The following is a 17068-nucleotide window of genomic DNA, read 5'->3' on the forward strand; positions in this document are numbered from 1 at the left end:
CCATGCCCTGGAAACGAGACACTGATGACTACAGCGACAAGCCGTATGGCAACCCGCGACGGGCGGCGAACATCCGCTGGGAATCCCGTTCCCGGCGAACGCTCAGGCGAACTCGAGAGGGCCTCGGATCGGTCTTCCGACTGCTCACGTGGCCGTTCCGGGCGGTCACAAGCCTGATTACTGTCTATACCGGGCGGGGGCGATAACTATGTCCGACCTTCGAAAAGCACCACGGCGAGCTGGTCAGCTACTCCTTTCCGGCGCTCGAGCATTCGTCATGCTCCCGGTGTCGATCGGCCGGGCTATCGCCTCGCAGACGCGTGGCACGTGGGCAAACGTCCGCGGGTTCGTCGGATGGCTCTCGATCGATCGGGCACTGCCCCCAGCAGTTGCGTCGACGCTCAAATGGCTTGGCGGGATTCTCCCGCAGGCGTTCGGAGCGGGTTCGTCGTACGAACAGACTGCAGCGTCGGGCGTCCTGATTCTCGGGGCTATCTCAGCAACCGTCCTGACATTCGGACTGACAGCGGCGATCGTCGTCGCCATGATCCCGTTCCTGTTCATCGGGATGTGGCGGTTCGTTCCGGTAGTGAACACGTTCTGGAAACGCGGGCGACGGAAAATCACGTCTCGTGACGGTTCACTTCCTCGGTGGGATCGATGAGAGTTCTCGCCCTATGCCTGTTGCTCGTGCTTACGCCGATCGCGGCCGCGGCACCCGCTACGGCCAGCACGGTGGCAACTGACGAGCAACCGCAGTGCGAGACGACGGTCACACACGATGCGTTCCGGACGGACAATGCGACGGTCGCTGACGCCACCAACGGCACGGCGACGAGTACCGCCGACAATACGGAGGTATCGGTCGATACAAACGTCGCGTTCGTCCACCTGAACGCGAAGAATCCGAACGGCTACTGCGTTCGGTACGTCGTCGAGATCGGTCCTGAAGTGATTGATCCGGCCGACCTCGGTCATATCGACGCGAACAACGGGAGCGAAGAAGCGACGTGGCGGGCGCTGCACGATTTCGATGCCGACGAGACGTACACGCAAGTCGAGTTCGTGCTTGAGGGCGGCGAGGAAGCCACATTCGCCCCCTCGAAGCTCCGGGTTACGTCGCTCAAATGGACGGGAACGGCGAAAAACGCCACCTCTGGTTTGCTCCCCGATATCGGACTTGGGTCGATCTTCGGTGGCGGCGACCTTGAGCAACGTACCTACACGTTGACGGCCGAGAACAGCTCGGATACAGTCTCGGTCGCACTCTCGAACGAGAGTCTGGACAAAGAAGTGGCCGAGTACCAGGCGGTCTACCGGACCGATGACCGCGGCTGGACGCCCGTCGAGACGGATTCAGACGATGCGGTATTTCTCCGCGAAGCCGACGGCGGCGACGTCGTCGAGTTCACGTTCAACGATCCGGATGCAGAGGTCGAGTTCACGGCGAATCCATCGGCCCTGGACAAGACTCGCCACCAGTACCGGTCCTATCTGAGCGGGGCCGACTGGATTCGAGACCTAATCCCCGGGTTTGCTGGCGTCACGGCGGCGCTCCATGCGGTTCCCCTTCTACTTCCAGTGGGGGTGAAACACCACTCATGAACTGGTTCAACACAATCGTTGTCGTCGGTATCGCACTCATCGCACTCCCGGCGATCATCGCCGGCGGATGGCTGATCGCCCTGCTCTTAGGCGGTGCGTGGCTGGTCGTCACGTTTGGTACCAAGGGCGGGTGGGAAGTCTTTAAAGAACGCCAGAGCGGTGCAACAGCGGCAAAATACAAGTCCCGGTCGCTCACGAGCGAGCGTGACGAGGGTCAACGGTGGGACCGATGAACGGGCTCTTACTCGGTCTGCTGGCGATCGGTATCGCCGTCTTCCTGAGCGGGACACTGTTCGAGCGCCGTGGCGACCAGTCGATCACCGTGTCAGCCGTCACAGGACTCACGTCGAACGTCATCTGGTCGGCGGCGGCTGTCTTCCTGATTCTCGGGGGTTCCGGCGTCGGCGCACAGGCGCTTATCGGCGTGCTCTGGCTGACGCTGATGTTGTATCTGGCCCGTGGAAACCTCCAACTCTTGAGAGAGTCGGAGGTGCGGGCGAAAATCGCGGGGCAAACGTGATCGACGTGGCTCGAGGGCCGTCTCCCGGCCCGCCTATTTTTCTGTCGACCCCGATTGCAACGACGCTACAATCTGATTGAAACGGCTCTGGTGAATCGCTAGACAGCGCCGACTTGATTCGTCAGAACTAGGGAGTTGAAGTGGAAAAATCAAATTTTCTACATCCAAAATCTCCCGGTTCACTTCCCTAGTTCTGACGGTTAAAGTCTCCGCAGTTATGCGATTCACCAGAGTCGGACGGTTTATTACGTGTATGTCACTAGCACGTACTATGGCAGACGCTTCGAACGGGGAAACCGGGACCGAGGAGCCCTTCGATGGCGATACGATCGACGGTCTACTTTCCGATCACCTCGACGATCTCGACTACGAGATTTACCGGATTCTGAACGAAAACGGTCGGATATCGGACACCGAACTCGGGGAGCGGGTCGGACTCTCGCGGACGGCGGTTCGCCGCCGTCGGAAACAGCTCCAAGAGGACGATATCATAAAGGTAATCGGCGTTCTGGTGCTCCAAGAGGCCGATCTAAACTACGCGGATGTGCGAGTAACGATCACATCGAATGCGACCAGAGAAGCGGTCGACGAATTCATCGACTATCTCGTTGATCAGGAACTCGTCTACGAGGTCGACGAGTACCTCGGTACCTACGATATTTTGGTTCGCATCTGGCACGCTTCGCTGCAAGATATCAAAACGTACACCGACCGACTGATGCAACACGAGGCTGTCGAAGATTACGATGTGACCCCGGTGAGTCAAACGTACAAGGCCTGGCACAGCGTGATCGACGAATCGTCAGAGTTGCCAGAATAAGTCCCAAATTTCGGATTCGTTGATGGCGAATACTGATTTGTCGACGTGACTGGTGTCTTGGGGAACGAGCAAGGCACGGAACGAAGACTTCCGATATTCCGGAGACATATCACAGCTCTATGACAGCGCACGGCATCACCGAAGACGGTCCATTCGGGGGTAGACCCGCGTAGAAACGGGAACTGGCGTCGGACTTGAAACAGATCCACCGAAACGCCGACGCGTTACAACCCCCCGAGAACGGCGTATACGAGTCTCACCGGCTCGTCTCCAGTGTTTTCGCTGTAATGGTCCTCACCTGCCGGAATGACAGTCATCGTTTCCGGACCGATCGTCGTCCGATCACCGGAGACGACAAGATCGATTTCCCCAGACAGTACGATCGAGGTTTCGTCCCCATCATGGCGCGTTGTTCCCGTTTCCGGTACGCGTTCACCCGGATCGATAACGTAACTCCCGACCTCCGCCTGCGGGTCAACGCTTTCGAACAGCGAAAGCGGACTGTCTCGGCTCTCGTCCCATCGGTCCGCGAGCCGGTGCACGGTTACATCGCTCATAGGTCGTCCGACGTTCCGCATCGAGTAAACTTTTCGGGTATAACAAACGACGATAAATTCATACTATTGAGTTTTATTATCCGTTTTGTCGACTGTAGTATCCGAAACGTTCAAAATTACCAATGTGTGACATAAACTATATTACGTACGCTACCCTCGGTCTCGTATTGAGAGGAGATACCACGTGACAGAACGACTTGCAGTCGACATTGGCGGCACTTTCGTCGACGCGATTTTCTTCAATCGTGAAACGGGGGAAATCTCTGTCGAGAAGGCATCCACGACGCCGGACGAACCGGAATCGGGCGTCCTTACATCGATCGAGAAAGTCGGTGCGAACCTCCGGAACGCGGAAGCGTTCGTTCACGGCACGACGCTCGGACTAAACGCAGTCCTCGAACGGGACGGCGCGACCACGGGCATCATCACGAACGACGGGTTCAGGGATGTCTACGAGATCGGGCGCACAAATACCGAACGAGAGTCGATGTACGACATCCGGTACCAGAAGCCGGAGTCGCTCGTCGCTCGCCGACGGCGCGTCGGCGTTCCCGGTCGGTTGAACGCTGACGGCGAGGAGGTCGAACCGCTCGACGAGGACGCAGTTAGGGACGCCGCAGCGTATCTCGTCGAGGAGCGGGACGTCGACGGTATCGCCGTCTGTTTTCTGCACTCCTACCGGAACCCCGATCATGAGCGCCAGGCGGCGGAAATCGTCCGCGATGCCTACCCAGACGTCAGCGTCTCCATCTCGAGCGCGATCACCCGCGAGTACCGCGAGTACGAGCGGACGAGCACGGCGGTGATGGACGCGTACATCAAACCGATCTTCGAGACCTACATCAAGAACCTCGACGCTGCGCTCGCTGACCGAGGATTCGACGCACCGTTTTTCGTCACGCGATCCGGCGGCGGGACGCTGACCGCCGAGAGCGCGACCGATGCGCCAGTACATACCATTCTCTCGGGGCCCGCGGGCGGTCTCATCGGCGCCTCCCACGTCGGTCGCGAGACCGGACGCGAGAACCTGATCACCGTCGACATGGGCGGAACGAGCCTCGATGCCTGCGTCATCGAAGACGGCATGCCCGCCGTCAAGTACGACTCGCGGCTCGAACACCAGCCGCTGATGATCCCGGTCTACGACATACGGACGATCGGCGCGGGCGGCGGATCGATCGCCTGGCTGGATGGCGAGCTGCTCAAGGTCGGTCCGCGGAGCGCGGGAGCAGATCCCGGTCCCGTCGCATACGGCCGCGGCGGAACCGAGCCGACGGTCACCGATGCGGCCGTCGCGCTCGGCTACATCGATCCTGACGATTTCCTCGGCGGGGAGATGGAACTCGACGCGGCCGGCGCTCGGGGGTCAATCGAGGAGGCGCTCGCCGACCCGCTCGATTCGAGCGTTACGGACGTCTCTCGCGGGGTTTTCGACGTCGCTCTCGCGAACACGGTCGGGGCGATCCGCGAGATCACCATCGAGAAGGGGCTCGATCCGCGGGAGTTCTCGATGATGGCATTCGGCGGTGCGGGACCGATGTTCGTCCCGCTTTTGGCACGGGAGATGGGCGTCGACGAGGTCGTCGTCCCAGAGGCGCCGTCGGTCTTCTCCGCGATGGGGATGCTGATGGCTGACGTCGTCTACGACTTCGCGCGGACGAACATTGCGGCGCTTTCCGATCTCGAGCTGTTGGACGTCGAAACAACCTTTGAGGAGTTGGATGCCGAGGCGATCGAGACGCTCACGGCGGAAGGGTTTGAGGAACGCGAGATCGACCTCGAGCACACCCTCGAGATGCGCTATCTCGGACAAGAGCACACCGTCGAAGTGGACGCGAACAGTATCGCGTCGATCGATGAGGTCAGCGATCGCTTCGAACGCAAGCACGAGGACCGCTACGGCCACGCGATGGACGATCCGCCAGAGGTCGTCCACCAGCGAGTCCGGGCGATCGGTCGCAACGATAAACCCCCGCTCGAGAGGGAAGAGCCAGTCGACGCGTCGTACGAGCCGGTCGAGACCCGCGACGCGTACTGTTTCGCCGTCGGCGAACGAACCGCGTTCGACGTATACGATCGCGGTGACCTCCGACCGGGCGCATCGATCGACGGGCCAGCAGTCGTCCGCGAACCAACCACGACGATCGTCTTCCATTCGGATCAGATGGCGACCGTCGACGAATACGGTCAACTCGTCATCAGCAGAGGTGAGGCGTAGATGAACGATTCGAACGCAACGAACGGAACCGACGACATCGACGCGGCCACGGTCGAAGTAGTTCGAAACTACCTCACGTCGGCTGCGACGGAGATGCAACGTACACTGATCAGGACCGCCTACAACACGATCATCTACGAGATTCTGGACTTCGGAATCTCGCTGTACGATCGTGACCGCAATCTGATCGCTGACTCGCCGGGCCTGGCGCTGTTCCTCGGCGCGAACGACTACGCCTTAGAAAAGGTCGTCGACCACGTCGGCGAGGAGAACATGAACCCGGGCGACGTCATCCTGATGAACTACCCGTACTGGAGTTCGACCCACACCCTCGACGTGGGCGTGTTCGCGCCGATCTTTCGGGAGGGGCCGGACGTTCCCCCCGAGGAGAACGAACTCATCGGCTACGCCGCAACGAGAGCTCACTGGCTTGATCTCGGCGCGAAGGACGAGGGATACGTCCTCGACTCGACCGACGTCCATCAGGAGGGCATGATCTTCCCCGGAACGAAGGTCCACAAGGAAGGTGAACCAGACGAGGAGATCCTCGATCTGATCCGGTTCAACTCCCGTATTCCGGACAAGGTACTGGGAGACCTCAACGCACAGATCGCAGCGATCAGAACGGGGAAGCGCCGTCTGCGGGAGCTACACGGGAAATACGGCGGCGAGACCGTCGAGGCTTGTATCGAGCGAGTCCAGAATCACGGCGAACGGACCGCTCGCGAAGCGGTTCGCGAACTCCCGGACGGGACGTGGTCCGCGGTCGATTACGCCGACGGGACGACTGGCGACGGGATCCGGATCGAGGTCGAGGTGACCATCGACGGCGACGAGTTCCACGTCGACTTCTCCGGGTCGTCAGAGCAGGTCGACGAACCGTTGAACATCCCGCGAGGGATGACCGAAACCGTCTGTAAGCTCTGTTTCAAAGCGATTACGACCCCCGAGGAGACGTCGAATGCGGGACAGTACGCGCCGCTGTCGCTGCACGCGCCCGAAGGGAGCCTATTCAACGCGACCTATCCCGCACCGACGTTCACGATCTGGACCGGCATCATCAGCGTCGACGTGGTCTTCAAGGCCCTGGCGAAGGCGATGCCCGAGCAGATTCCTGCCAGTTCCGGCGGGGATATCCCCGACATAATGCTGTTCGGCGAAGACCCCGAAACGGGGCGCCAGTTCGTCGAAGCCAACAACGACGCGGTCGGCTGGGGAGCGACTGACGATCACGACGGCGCGAGCGCGATCATGCACCTTACCGAAACGATGGTCCAAAACATTCCTGTTGAGGTGTTCGAGAACAAAGCCCCGGTCGCGTTCGATGAGCTCTCCCTCCGACAGGACTCCGGCGGGCCGGGCGAACACCGCGGCGGGCTGGGTCTCCGGCGCGACTACCGTGTCGAGGGTCCGGTCGGCGCGCTGTCGATCATCCAGAAGACCCGGGAAACCGGCTGGGGGATCGACGGCGGAGATCCCGGTGCGAAAAACGGCGTCGTCCTCGATTTGCACGACGACGCCGACGATCGGGTCCAGGTCCTCGTCGACAATACCGACATCTACGACGACGAGATGTGGGTCGGGATGTTCCGCGGGACGTTCCGCGAGGGCGAAGTGATCTCCAATCGCACCGGGGGCGGCGGCGGATACGGTGATCCCTCCGATCGTGATCCCGAAGCGGTCCGCGAGGACGTGATCGACGGATACGTCTCCCGGGAGGCCGCCCGCGAGGAGTACGATGTCGCGCTCACCGAGGACGACGAAATCGATTATGAGGAAACCGACCGTCTCAGATCGAACTAAGGACGGCGCGAGGAAACAACTCACCATGACCGACGTGACTGCCATCCGGGGACGGCTCGAACGAACCTGAACGGCGCTGTCGAACTGGGATATCGATGCCATCGTCTGCTTCCCGAGTTCGAATATGCACTACCTCGCGGGATTCGCCTCGGCCACCAACAGTACTACGATTCTAGTAAAGCGGAAGATCCTTGACATGGTAAATCAGGAGCCTCCCGCTTCAACTCCCTAGTTCTAACGATCGAAGTCTACGCAGTCAGGCGATTCACTAGAGCCATTGAAACCTGCTCTCAACACCAGAGACAATGCTTAAACCCACCTTTCAACTCCAGAGACGAATCACTATCTCGCGACGCGGAGGGCCGGCGTGATGGTGCTCCAATTCGCGGATACGTTCGACAATCCTTCCGAATCGACTGCTCGGGTCTACATTCCGGCCGAGATCGTCACAGACTCAGCGTTCCCCTTCGGACCAGGCGACTCCTACGTTCTGCGTGTCGCTCGTCACGAAGGATTCGCTGTTACACCGCCGGATTCCGACCGCGAGACCATCGACCTGCCGCCGATCAACGAGGAGATTCTATGAGACCAGAGAAACGCGTTGACGAAGCGCAACAGCGACGAAAACGGATCGACCGGCTATACGAACACTTCGACGACGTGGTTGGGCTGATAACCGAGAATGACCTGCAAGACGCCGTGCTTGACTGGATGGATGACGCCGACCAGATGCCGGCGACATCGATTTTGACCCATATCGAGACGATGCTCGCCGAGTTCGAAACTGAGCACGATATGTACGCCGTCGACGTGAACGGGGCCGACCACTTCCCCGATGACTGCTCGGACTGCGAGCACTACGGCGTTGCTTGCCCCGTAATCACGAATCGGTACGAGGAGATCGAGCGCGAGCGCCTACAAAAACGCTTGCGCGGGGCCGGGGAAGATGAAGTGAAACGCGAACTTCGGCGGTATGCCGGTCGAAACGGCTGCGAGGCGATGATTAACGAAATCGACGAGTGGGAGGTCGACTACCGAGAACTGCTCACGGAGGGCCGTGAACTCCGCCGGAAGACCTTCCACTATCTTCGCCAGGCCGACGATCGCGAACAGGCCGATACCGCAATCGGTGAATCAGTCGCTGACGCTACGGAGGGACTACCGTGAACTGGAATTACGTCCTTATCGGTGCAGTGGCCATCGGTGTCCTGCTCGTCATCGGGTATCTCGTCGAACGCTGGGGTGTCTTCGAGGACTCCCGAGCAGCGACGGGGGCCGACCGTGTCGATCGGTCCGAAACTGGTCCTGAAACTCGGCCACGAATCCCAGTACGGGATAAACCCCGGCAACTCCCGTTCGAACTCAAGGTTATCTCCTTTTGTCTCATTGGAATCGCCGGCATCGTGGCGTTCTACACCTACCAGTTCCTCAAAAACGGCAGTCCGGCCGAGTTCCAGTACACGACACAACTACAATTCGCGGCCACAGCCTTGCTCGGCGTCGGGGCCGGCGTTGCCTATCGTGGCTACAAGGACGGGGATGTCGGGGAGATTCACCTGATCAACGAATCTGAGAACGGCGATATCACGAGTGAACGGACGATTCCCTTCGACCGGGCGTCGGCCGAGCGGCTCGATGACGGGCGCATGCTCATCAAAGAACTTCGCGATGAGCGTATCTTCGGCCTCTTTCGGCGGTTCAAACTCGTGGGTCACGATCGGAAACTTCGGTCTGATCGGCCCCTCGGCGATATCGTCACCCACGAAATCCACTCCGACGCGGTGCAGCTCGATGAGGGCAAGTGGGTCATGCGAACGCAGGGACAGATCACCGTCGACGGCGGCACGAACAAACCTGCTGACTACCGCTACCACCCACCACTACGACTACCCTACGAGAAACAGGTCAAACAGCAAGAGCAGATGCGGAAAATGAGGATTGAAACCAAATCGATTCGAGCGCAACTCGCGGAGGCACACAACCAGATCGGCGATCTCGTCCGGATTCTTGAGAACAGCGAGCACCGTCAGCGCGAGGAACTGAAAGACGACCTGCGAGACATCAAGGAACTCGTCGGTCCGTCACAGGAACACGTCACGGTCCAACAAAGCCGTGGCCAGCAGCGCCGTCAGGTGCGTAGCCAACGCGATATCTCGAATCACGAGAACGGTTCCGCGGGAGGTGAGGCATGAACCGACGCGTCGCGATACTGGCGGTCTGTCTCATCCTCGTGAGTGCCGTTATGCCAGCCGCTGCGGCGGTGGGTCCATCAGCCGACGCTGGGGCCGCCGACATCGCAACACCGTCCTACGCGTTACAAGAAGCCAACGAGACGGACGGCAATGCACCGACGAGTGCTGAACAGGTCCGCATCAATCCTGTCTCTCTCGATGTGGATTACCAAGCCGTCGAAGTCGCAGAAGATGACTCGACGTTCAACACGACCGGCGAGTTCGTTCTGTTCTCGACAACTGAGCCCGTCGATGCGGTCCGTATCTCACAGTCCAAGGCGACAGCACGAGTGCTCGAAGGGGGCCAGACGGTCCGCGTCGAGTACGCCGATGATGCTGCCCCGCCGGACGAACAGTCGCTCTACACGCTCGAAGTGTTCTTCGAGGACGGCTCGTCGAAAGACGTGACACTGTACGCGTCGGCGACGGAGCAAAGCGTCAATGCGGCATCGCTCGAACGCTGGGAACCGGTCATCTCGACCCTACAGGACTTCGCAGAGGAGAACGGCTACGAGACCGATCCCGAAAGCGTCGAATCCTACATCACGTGGGTCGACGATCGTGCTCAACTCGTCGACGGGTTCCTGACTGAACTCGCGGCACAGACGATTGCCTGGCTCATCGCTGGTGTGATGAATCCGCTGAACGTGATTCTCGCACTCGCACTCGGCGCGCTCGCGATGTGGCGGCGGCGCTCGAAACACGGCGACCTCGTCGACGCACTTTCGAGCATGGCCGGCCGGTACGAGCAAGAACTCGCCAAACTGCGGAACAACCGCCAGCAGGCGAAGCGTACTGCCGACGACGATAACCTCTCTGAGGTGCCAGCGATCGGTAGCTACGCCGACTACTACGAGGATGCATTCGGTGTCAAATCACCGGCCCAACTCGCCCACCTTGTTGCGGCGGGCGAAGCCCGAGCGACCAACGACGGTCTCGAAATGGTTCACAACGGCGTTGACGACCTCGATTCCGAGGACCTACATGGGACGTGGCTCGAACCCGTGCTCCGCCATATCCCCAACGAACGGCAGGTCCTGAATCACCTCTTGCAGACGATCAAATACATGGAAACGGAACATCAACTCGGGTCGGTTTACCGCGAGACGCGCAACGACCTTGAACTGATGCTTGACGATATCGAGCGCAAACAGACGCGGATAACCGGAACGCCGGCGGCGACGGGGGACGACTAGATGGAGCAACTCCTCTACATCGCGACCGGCCTCGTGCTGCTGGGACTCGCTGCCATCGCTGGACTGTTCTGGCGAGAGATACTCGATGTGAGCCGATCGGTTGCGACGACGGCTCGCTACCGGTTCAAACAGGGCGTTGTGGGCTTTCTCATGGGTTCTCACCCGAATACGTCTCGACTCCTCGCGACGGTCGTCATCGGGAGCGGACTCATCGCCGGGGCTGGCGTAATCGGGCTCATGTTCAACCAGGTTGAGACAAGCACGTCGTCGGCCCCGATCGTGACGACAGTGCTCGGGTTCGCAACGAGTCCCTGGGTGTGGGCGCTCGCAATCATCCTGCTCTGCCGGCAGTTGCTCTTTTTCGGCGACCGACTCCTCGCCAGGATTACGGCACGGAGATCCGGCTTCAGCTACAAGACGATTCGCCGACTCGCCGAGGAAGCCAAGCAACCGGACTTGGACCGCTGTGAACGTGTGTTGGTTCAGTCGGGTGACAGCGCCGAGCAAATCGCTGAGTGGGTCCGTACGGCTTTCGATGGCGACGGTCATGGGACGCCGACGTTCACGCCGGCGGATGCAGATGATGATTCCGACGATCAGGGCGCTGGTCCGTCGGCCACTGAACCCACTGACCTTGCCCGCCGAGATCCGAATAGGCCGATCGACGTGGCCCCGAACGCCGAAGACGCCGAGTCGGACCCGGACTTTTGGACGCAACTCCGACTGTTCCGTCTCGAGTTAGCGTCGGCAGTTGACCTGAACGGTGTCCTCTGGCGGTTCCTCGTGCCAGCAGGACTCACGTTCGTCGGCGTGATGCTCTGGCTTCGCATTTGGATTCAACTGTGGTTCTTGCCAGTCGTCGTCGCGATTTCGGTGTTCGTCGGCGGGACCTACTACTGGGCCGTTGACCTCCGTCACCGTCGCCGACTGCGGGCGCTGCGGGCCGACGATGACCCGACGCGCTGGACCGATCTGGCGATCCTCACGAAGACCGTCGACGTACCCGAGACCACGATGTACTACGGCTATCTTGACGGGAACGTGTACGCGAGCGAGGACCAGCATGAACTCGCGGAGACACTCGCTGATCGAGCAATCGACCGGCTTGAGGGCCGCCAACCCGCCCCGGCAATTGAGGAAACCAACGCCTATCTGCTCAAACGATACCTGCCAATGCTCGAAGCGTGGGTCCAAGAACACGAACGCAAGGCGATTATGGACCAACTCATCGATATGGTCGCTGACGCGCCGGAAGGACTCCTTCCGCGGGATATTCTCATCGATGAGGTAATCGAGTACGACCGCCGGTATGCCGCATGGGGTTTGATCTTCATCGGCCGAGGGCGAGACCCCGATCTCGTTCGCGAGGTCTACTGCGATCTTGTCGAGATCCACGCGCTCGCGGAGACGCCCGTGACGGTCTCCGATACTGAAACTGGGGAGGAACGCGAGCTGGTCGCTGTCTCGAAAGGTGATGAGTCGTTCCCGCCGAACGTCGTGCAACTCCGTGGCGAGTTCTCGTCGTTATTCGGTAAGCAAGCCTTCGAAACGCGGTACGATCCCCCAGAGATTGAGACCGACATGTCGCCAGCCCCGTTCGTGCGACCGGAAACGCACGAAAACAGCGGTTAGTAATATGATATTCTTATTCAGAAGGATTCCTGAAATACCCGTTAGATGTAGGGGAATTGTCATCTATAAGGGTAAAATCGGTACCACCGCAGCCAGGACACAAATCCCAATTTAATGGATTGGGATCAGAATCGCTTATCGCCTGTAGAACGAACCCACAGCTCTGGCATTCACTAAAACGCTTCATATGAAATAGCTATGAGATCTATTTTCTTCCCCTTTACACCTTAGTGATTTGGTATCGAGAGAAAACCAGCGCTACATCCGCACCACGTACTTACCGAATTGGTATTTCAATTTCGAATCTGATTCTGGATAGAAAACATATAACCAACACTGAAAAACCGATAACTGACTGATTCATACTTATGAGTTCAGAAACCAGCCTTCACCAGCCGAGTGACAACACCGAAACGAGAGTCGCTGTTCGGAATAAACTCTCCTCTCGAATCGAACAGCAACGGCGCAAAGAGGAGCTAAATACAGAGGCATATGTCCGCGAACTAATTCGTGAGGCCGAGAACGCTATCGTCGGCGAAAACGATACTGGCCGCCAACCAGAGGAGATTCTTGAGGAACTACACCTCTACCTCTGGCATGACCCGGATCGGCCGGTAGCTACCACTGAGGCAGACGTAGAACCGGACATGATCTACCGGTTCAATCAGATTCATCGTCGATTCGAAACAGGGCACGATATCGATGCCGCCACGTGGTTCGAGATTCTGGTCGCCGTCGCGAAGGGCCTCGGGATCGTTGAAGCGTTCTCCGACCTCACGCAGTACGCGCCGGTTAGACTGGAAACACTGGACGAACAGGGCCGCCAGAGTAACGTCGAGACGGCAACGCCGATCGGTCGGCGTCGGATCGGTGCCGACGACGCGGCCGACCTGGAAGACCGCGCCGTCGAAATCACGCACTCGTCGTGTGACCACATTCTCGCGGTCGCACTCCCGCGCTCGGGCAAGGACTCGACGATCACCAGTATCGGGATGAACCTCTGGAAAGAGCACAACTACTCGTATTTCAGCATCCTCGATGACGGGCGGATGGAAACGCCGATGATCTCGGTTCCGAATGACGAGAAAGCGATTCGGGAGAATCTCGATCGGATGGGACAGGAACCAGCGGCGTTCGATGCCGAGGTGCTTGTCCCTGCAATGGACGGGATTCCGGCGAAGCTACCAGCGAACTTCCGCCCATTCACGATCGGGATCGACGACCTCACGCCCCACCTGATTCTACGGCTCGCCGGGATTACCAAATCCGACGCGAATACCGAGCAGCGGATCAAACAGGCGTTAGACAAGACGCTCGAACGAACCGGCGAAGTGACTGAATTGGTATCGCGATTGCAGGTATACGCCGAGGAAATGGACGCGACAATCGAGTGGACCGAAAAGCGCGACAGCAGTGCCAGCGACGGCAACGGCGTACAGACCAAAAGCGTTCAGTACCACATGGAAGCGGAGGACGCGCTGAATAAGGCGGCTCAGCGGCTCGCTCACCTCGCCGGTGAGGGCTTGGTTGCTTCGCCCGAAGCCGAGACGAACATCGACATGCAGTCGGTGATCGCGAATCAGGAACAGGCGACCGTTCTCTGTTGTAATTTCCTCTCGCAGGGCCAAGAGGCGCTAAAATACACGATCATGGACCTCTGGCTGCGGCTAATCTACAAGGCTCGCGACCAGAACAGTCGTCTCCCGCGAGTCTGTCTCGAGATTCGAGAACTCAAGAATATCGCCCCGAGTAAATTGGCCGACGTCCGGTACAAAGATACGATCAAAACACTCCGACAGACGATATTCTTCATCTCGACTCAGGGCGGAAGCCGGCGGATTCTGATGCTTGGGTCGACACAGAAACTGAACGACGTGTACAAGCCCGTCCGATCGAACATGGCGACGAAGATCCTGCTCCGTCTCGGCGAGGAAGAGATCGAGACGCTGGACCGGTCGTACAATTTCAGTAACGAGCAGATGGACCAGCTCTCAGAGTTCAACATCGGCCAGGGAATGATCCTTGCCGGTGGCGACGCGTTCTGGCCGCTCGAGTTCCGCGGTGCGCCGTGTGGTCTCGGTCTCGGCGATCGTCACTGGCTCGATCGCTATGGCATCGCGTGGGGTGCCCGCGTCCGTGAAACCGAGTACGACGGTTGGCGCTCGAAACACGGCAACTGCGAGTACTGGGTGAATCTCGCCGAACATACAGTCGTCACTGACGAGTCGGTTCCTGAAGTTGGGACGTGGCACTTGCTTCCCGTGGATTTCGATGACGATCTGGCTCCCGCTGACGTGGACCAGGATGCGATTGATGCAGCCCTACAGCGCCGTCGTGACTATCCCGTTCCGGCAGACCTCTCGTTGCAATCGACCGGGTTCGGCGACCGACAGCGTGAACTCTCCCTTCAACAGCAAGACCGCGACACGACGCTGTCAGAAGTCGTCGAACGACACAATATCCCCGAGTCAATTGCACCGTGGCTTTCGAAAGAGACCCCGACGCGCAAGCAGTTAGTCGCGACCTGCCGGGCCGTCGACGAGCATGATGACCTCAAACGGCAGGAAGATATTGCCGAGAATATCGGTTGGACACGTAGTACGCTCTCTAGGCACCTTGGAAAAAGCGACAGTCTCGAGAAGTGTATCACGCAAAACGGGAAATACTACGAACTCACGCCGATCGGCAAGCGAGCGGCTGAGATCAGGTGGGATGTTGTGATGGAGGAACTGAAGTAGAGGGTTTCGAGTATGGGACAACACGACGACCCGATGGAGGCGTTCACGGAGTTCTTCGTCGGTCCATACCGTTCTGAGGTGCAGAGACTCAACGAGGTATATCCTGATGAGCAATCGCTTCGAATTGACTGGGACGTTCTTGAATCGTGGGACGGATCGGTCGCCGACGAGGTCCTCCGGAAGCCTGCTCGCATGCGGCAATTTGCAACGAACGCACTGAACCGTCTCGACGACGCCTCACTACTCGGCGTCAATGTCCGCGTCTACAATCTTCCCGATCGACAAACCGTTCGCGTCGGGAAGTACCGAACGCGGCAACTCGGCCAGCTACTCTCCGTTCGCGGAAAGGTTGTCGATATGGAGGGTGTGAAACCGTATGCGGAGGAAGCGGCGTTTGAATGCCCGCTCTGTGGAACCCTCTCGAGAATGCCACAGAGCTACGGCGACCTCATGAAACCGAACGAATGCATGGGTTGTGAGCACTCAAAGCCCGGGTTCATATTCAAACGAGAACAGTCTGAACTCGTCGATCTCCAAAAGATCGTCATTATCCCACCGGATAGCAATCTCGACGAACCGCCGGCGACGATCGCGTTTCTAAAAAACGATCTCGTCGACATGGTCGGCCCCGGTGACTTCGTGACCATCAACGGGATCTACGAGACGTTTGCTGGCCAAAGTGAGTCAACGCTCTCAACGTATATTGAAGTACTCGACCTCGATATCGAAGAACGGATCGAGATCGACACCTACGGCGCAAGTGAGATTCAAGAGTTCATCATGGAAACGCTCACTGATCGAATCGAAGTGACTGACAACTGGGCCGTTCCACGAGCCGAAGTTGTTGACGCGGTCGTCGATGCACATGGTGTTCGTCGCGAAGAGATTGATGACCAGATCAACGCGTTGATTGACGAGAATAAGATTGGAAATGAAGGGACAAAACTATTCGATATTTGAGTTCTTCCTACCTGGCATATGTGTTCCAATGTTCGTGGTAATCGGTTGGTCGATGAACACGGAAAATACGGCCTCTGGCCGACTATGTTCCTGTTTATACCGTTTAAGAAGTTATTGTGCACGTGTGCACCGCGTTCGCGACAGGTACGCCATACACACTAGAGTCCATCTGAACTAGAACAATGGTTTTGTCGAACAGACACCACGGCGTCCAGGGGGCAGCGGTTGTTAGAAGGACACCGGACGAATAGAGCTGAGGATTTAAACTCGAGTTCAGTTATGCCATCAAATCACGATCGCGAGCCGCAGCACCAGTCACCGCGCGAGCAGATCGATGCACTCGCCGAGCAGTATGGCGTCGACGTTGACGACCTCCTTATCCAGAGCCGTCGACGTGACCCGATGTACAAGGGGACAGACGCCGATCACGCGAAAGCCGAGTGGTTCGCCCAACTCTGGCAGCAAGCTGTCAAGCAGCGCGAGAGCGACCGTATCCACGTTCGCGGTGTCCACTACACTGTCTACATGTCCGATATGGACGTGGAACCACCGACTGACTGCTCGTGGGACACCTACGACAACACTCAGCGGTGTTACGGGTATCTGGAGGAATGTGCCGTCCTCGCCCGCATTCTCGGCTATATTCCGCTGGACGGGATTATCGACAAACGTGCGGATACGAGAACCGTCACCGAGTACCACATTCTTCGCATGCTTATAAACCTACAAATGAAACTAGGAAATTCACGAGCTGGTGACTCCAAATCCGGTGCGAAAATCGGACGAGA

The 17068-nt window shown here is 58.7% G+C and carries 16 protein-coding genes and 1 pseudogene; 16 read left to right on the plus strand and 1 reads right to left on the minus strand.

What is annotated here, in order from left to right; genetic code table 11:
• The first annotated feature begins 2 nt into the window (after nt 1-2).
• The 6 genes from C481_RS21465 (at nt 3) to C481_RS20850 (ending at nt 2945) form a co-directional block, all read left to right on the plus strand.
• Nucleotides 3-206 carry a hypothetical protein gene (locus tag C481_RS21465; protein WP_083860957.1) on the plus strand — a complete coding sequence of 68 codons (204 nt, stop codon included), beginning with the start codon at nt 3-5 and terminating at the stop codon, nt 204-206.
• A 2-nt stretch (nt 207-208) separates the two neighbouring features.
• On the plus strand, nt 209-664 hold the full coding sequence (locus C481_RS20830) for a hypothetical protein (RefSeq protein ID WP_241434731.1): 456 nt from the start codon (nt 209-211) through the stop codon (nt 662-664).
• The gene (locus C481_RS20835; protein WP_049904836.1) at nt 661-1605 is read left to right on the plus strand and encodes a hypothetical protein; all 945 of its coding nucleotides are present in this window, start codon (nt 661-663) and stop codon (nt 1603-1605) included. The genes C481_RS20830 and C481_RS20835 overlap by 4 nt, the downstream gene beginning before the upstream one ends.
• Entirely contained in the window at nt 1602-1838 is a 237-nt protein-coding gene (locus C481_RS20840) for an aldolase/citrate lyase/malate synthase family protein (protein WP_006111384.1), read from the plus strand. The genes C481_RS20835 and C481_RS20840 overlap by 4 nt, the downstream gene beginning before the upstream one ends.
• A complete protein-coding gene (locus C481_RS20845) occupies nt 1835-2125 on the plus strand; it encodes a hypothetical protein (protein ID WP_006111386.1) in 291 nt (96 codons plus the stop codon). Before C481_RS20840 ends, C481_RS20845 begins: the two co-directional genes overlap by 4 nt.
• 271 nt (nt 2126-2396) lie before the next feature.
• Nucleotides 2397-2945, plus strand: coding sequence for an Lrp/AsnC family transcriptional regulator (locus tag C481_RS20850; RefSeq protein ID WP_006111391.1), 549 nt, complete (start codon nt 2397-2399; stop codon nt 2943-2945).
• A 224-nt stretch (nt 2946-3169) separates the two neighbouring features.
• Here C481_RS20850 and C481_RS20855 read toward each other — a convergent pair whose 3' ends face one another.
• A complete protein-coding gene (locus tag C481_RS20855; protein WP_006111392.1) occupies nt 3170-3502 on the minus strand; it encodes a cupin domain-containing protein in 333 nt (110 codons plus the stop codon).
• Nucleotides 3503-3686: 184 nt separating this feature from the next.
• Between C481_RS20855 and C481_RS20860 the strand changes: the two genes are divergently transcribed.
• The 10 genes and pseudogenes from C481_RS20860 to C481_RS22475 form a co-directional block, all read left to right on the plus strand.
• Nucleotides 3687-5720, plus strand: coding sequence for a hydantoinase/oxoprolinase family protein (locus C481_RS20860; protein WP_006111394.1), 2034 nt, complete (start codon nt 3687-3689; stop codon nt 5718-5720).
• Complete coding sequence (locus C481_RS20865) at nt 5721-7523, plus strand: hydantoinase B/oxoprolinase family protein (RefSeq protein ID WP_006111396.1); 1803 nt, start codon at nt 5721-5723, stop codon at nt 7521-7523.
• 370 nt (nt 7524-7893) lie between these two features.
• Complete coding sequence (locus C481_RS20870; RefSeq protein WP_006111397.1) at nt 7894-8109, plus strand: hypothetical protein; 216 nt, start codon at nt 7894-7896, stop codon at nt 8107-8109.
• Entirely contained in the window at nt 8106-8690 is a 585-nt protein-coding gene (locus tag C481_RS20875) for a hypothetical protein (RefSeq protein WP_006111399.1), read from the plus strand. Before C481_RS20870 ends, C481_RS20875 begins: the two co-directional genes overlap by 4 nt.
• The gene (locus C481_RS20880) at nt 8687-9715 is read left to right on the plus strand and encodes an MlaD family protein (RefSeq protein ID WP_006111400.1); all 1029 of its coding nucleotides are present in this window, start codon (nt 8687-8689) and stop codon (nt 9713-9715) included. The genes C481_RS20875 and C481_RS20880 overlap by 4 nt, the downstream gene beginning before the upstream one ends.
• Nucleotides 9712-10950 (plus strand): hypothetical protein, encoded by a 1239-nt coding sequence (locus C481_RS20885; RefSeq protein WP_006111401.1) that lies wholly within the window; start codon nt 9712-9714, stop codon nt 10948-10950. Before C481_RS20880 ends, C481_RS20885 begins: the two co-directional genes overlap by 4 nt.
• Nucleotides 10951-12582: a hypothetical protein gene (locus tag C481_RS20890; protein WP_006111403.1), complete on the plus strand. Its 1632-nt coding sequence runs from the start codon at nt 10951-10953 to the stop codon at nt 12580-12582.
• A 368-nt stretch (nt 12583-12950) separates the two neighbouring features.
• A complete protein-coding gene (locus tag C481_RS20895) occupies nt 12951-15320 on the plus strand; it encodes a hypothetical protein (protein ID WP_006111405.1) in 2370 nt (789 codons plus the stop codon).
• A 12-nt stretch (nt 15321-15332) separates the two neighbouring features.
• On the plus strand, nt 15333-16280 hold the full coding sequence (locus C481_RS20900; protein ID WP_006111406.1) for a minichromosome maintenance protein MCM: 948 nt from the start codon (nt 15333-15335) through the stop codon (nt 16278-16280).
• A 279-nt stretch (nt 16281-16559) separates the two neighbouring features.
• Nucleotides 16560-17068: pseudogene (locus tag C481_RS22475) on the plus strand (hypothetical protein); the annotation flags it as partial.

The organism is Natrialba asiatica DSM 12278, from assembly GCF_000337555.1.
Taxonomy (GTDB): Archaea; Halobacteriota; Halobacteria; order Halobacteriales; family Natrialbaceae; genus Natrialba; species Natrialba asiatica.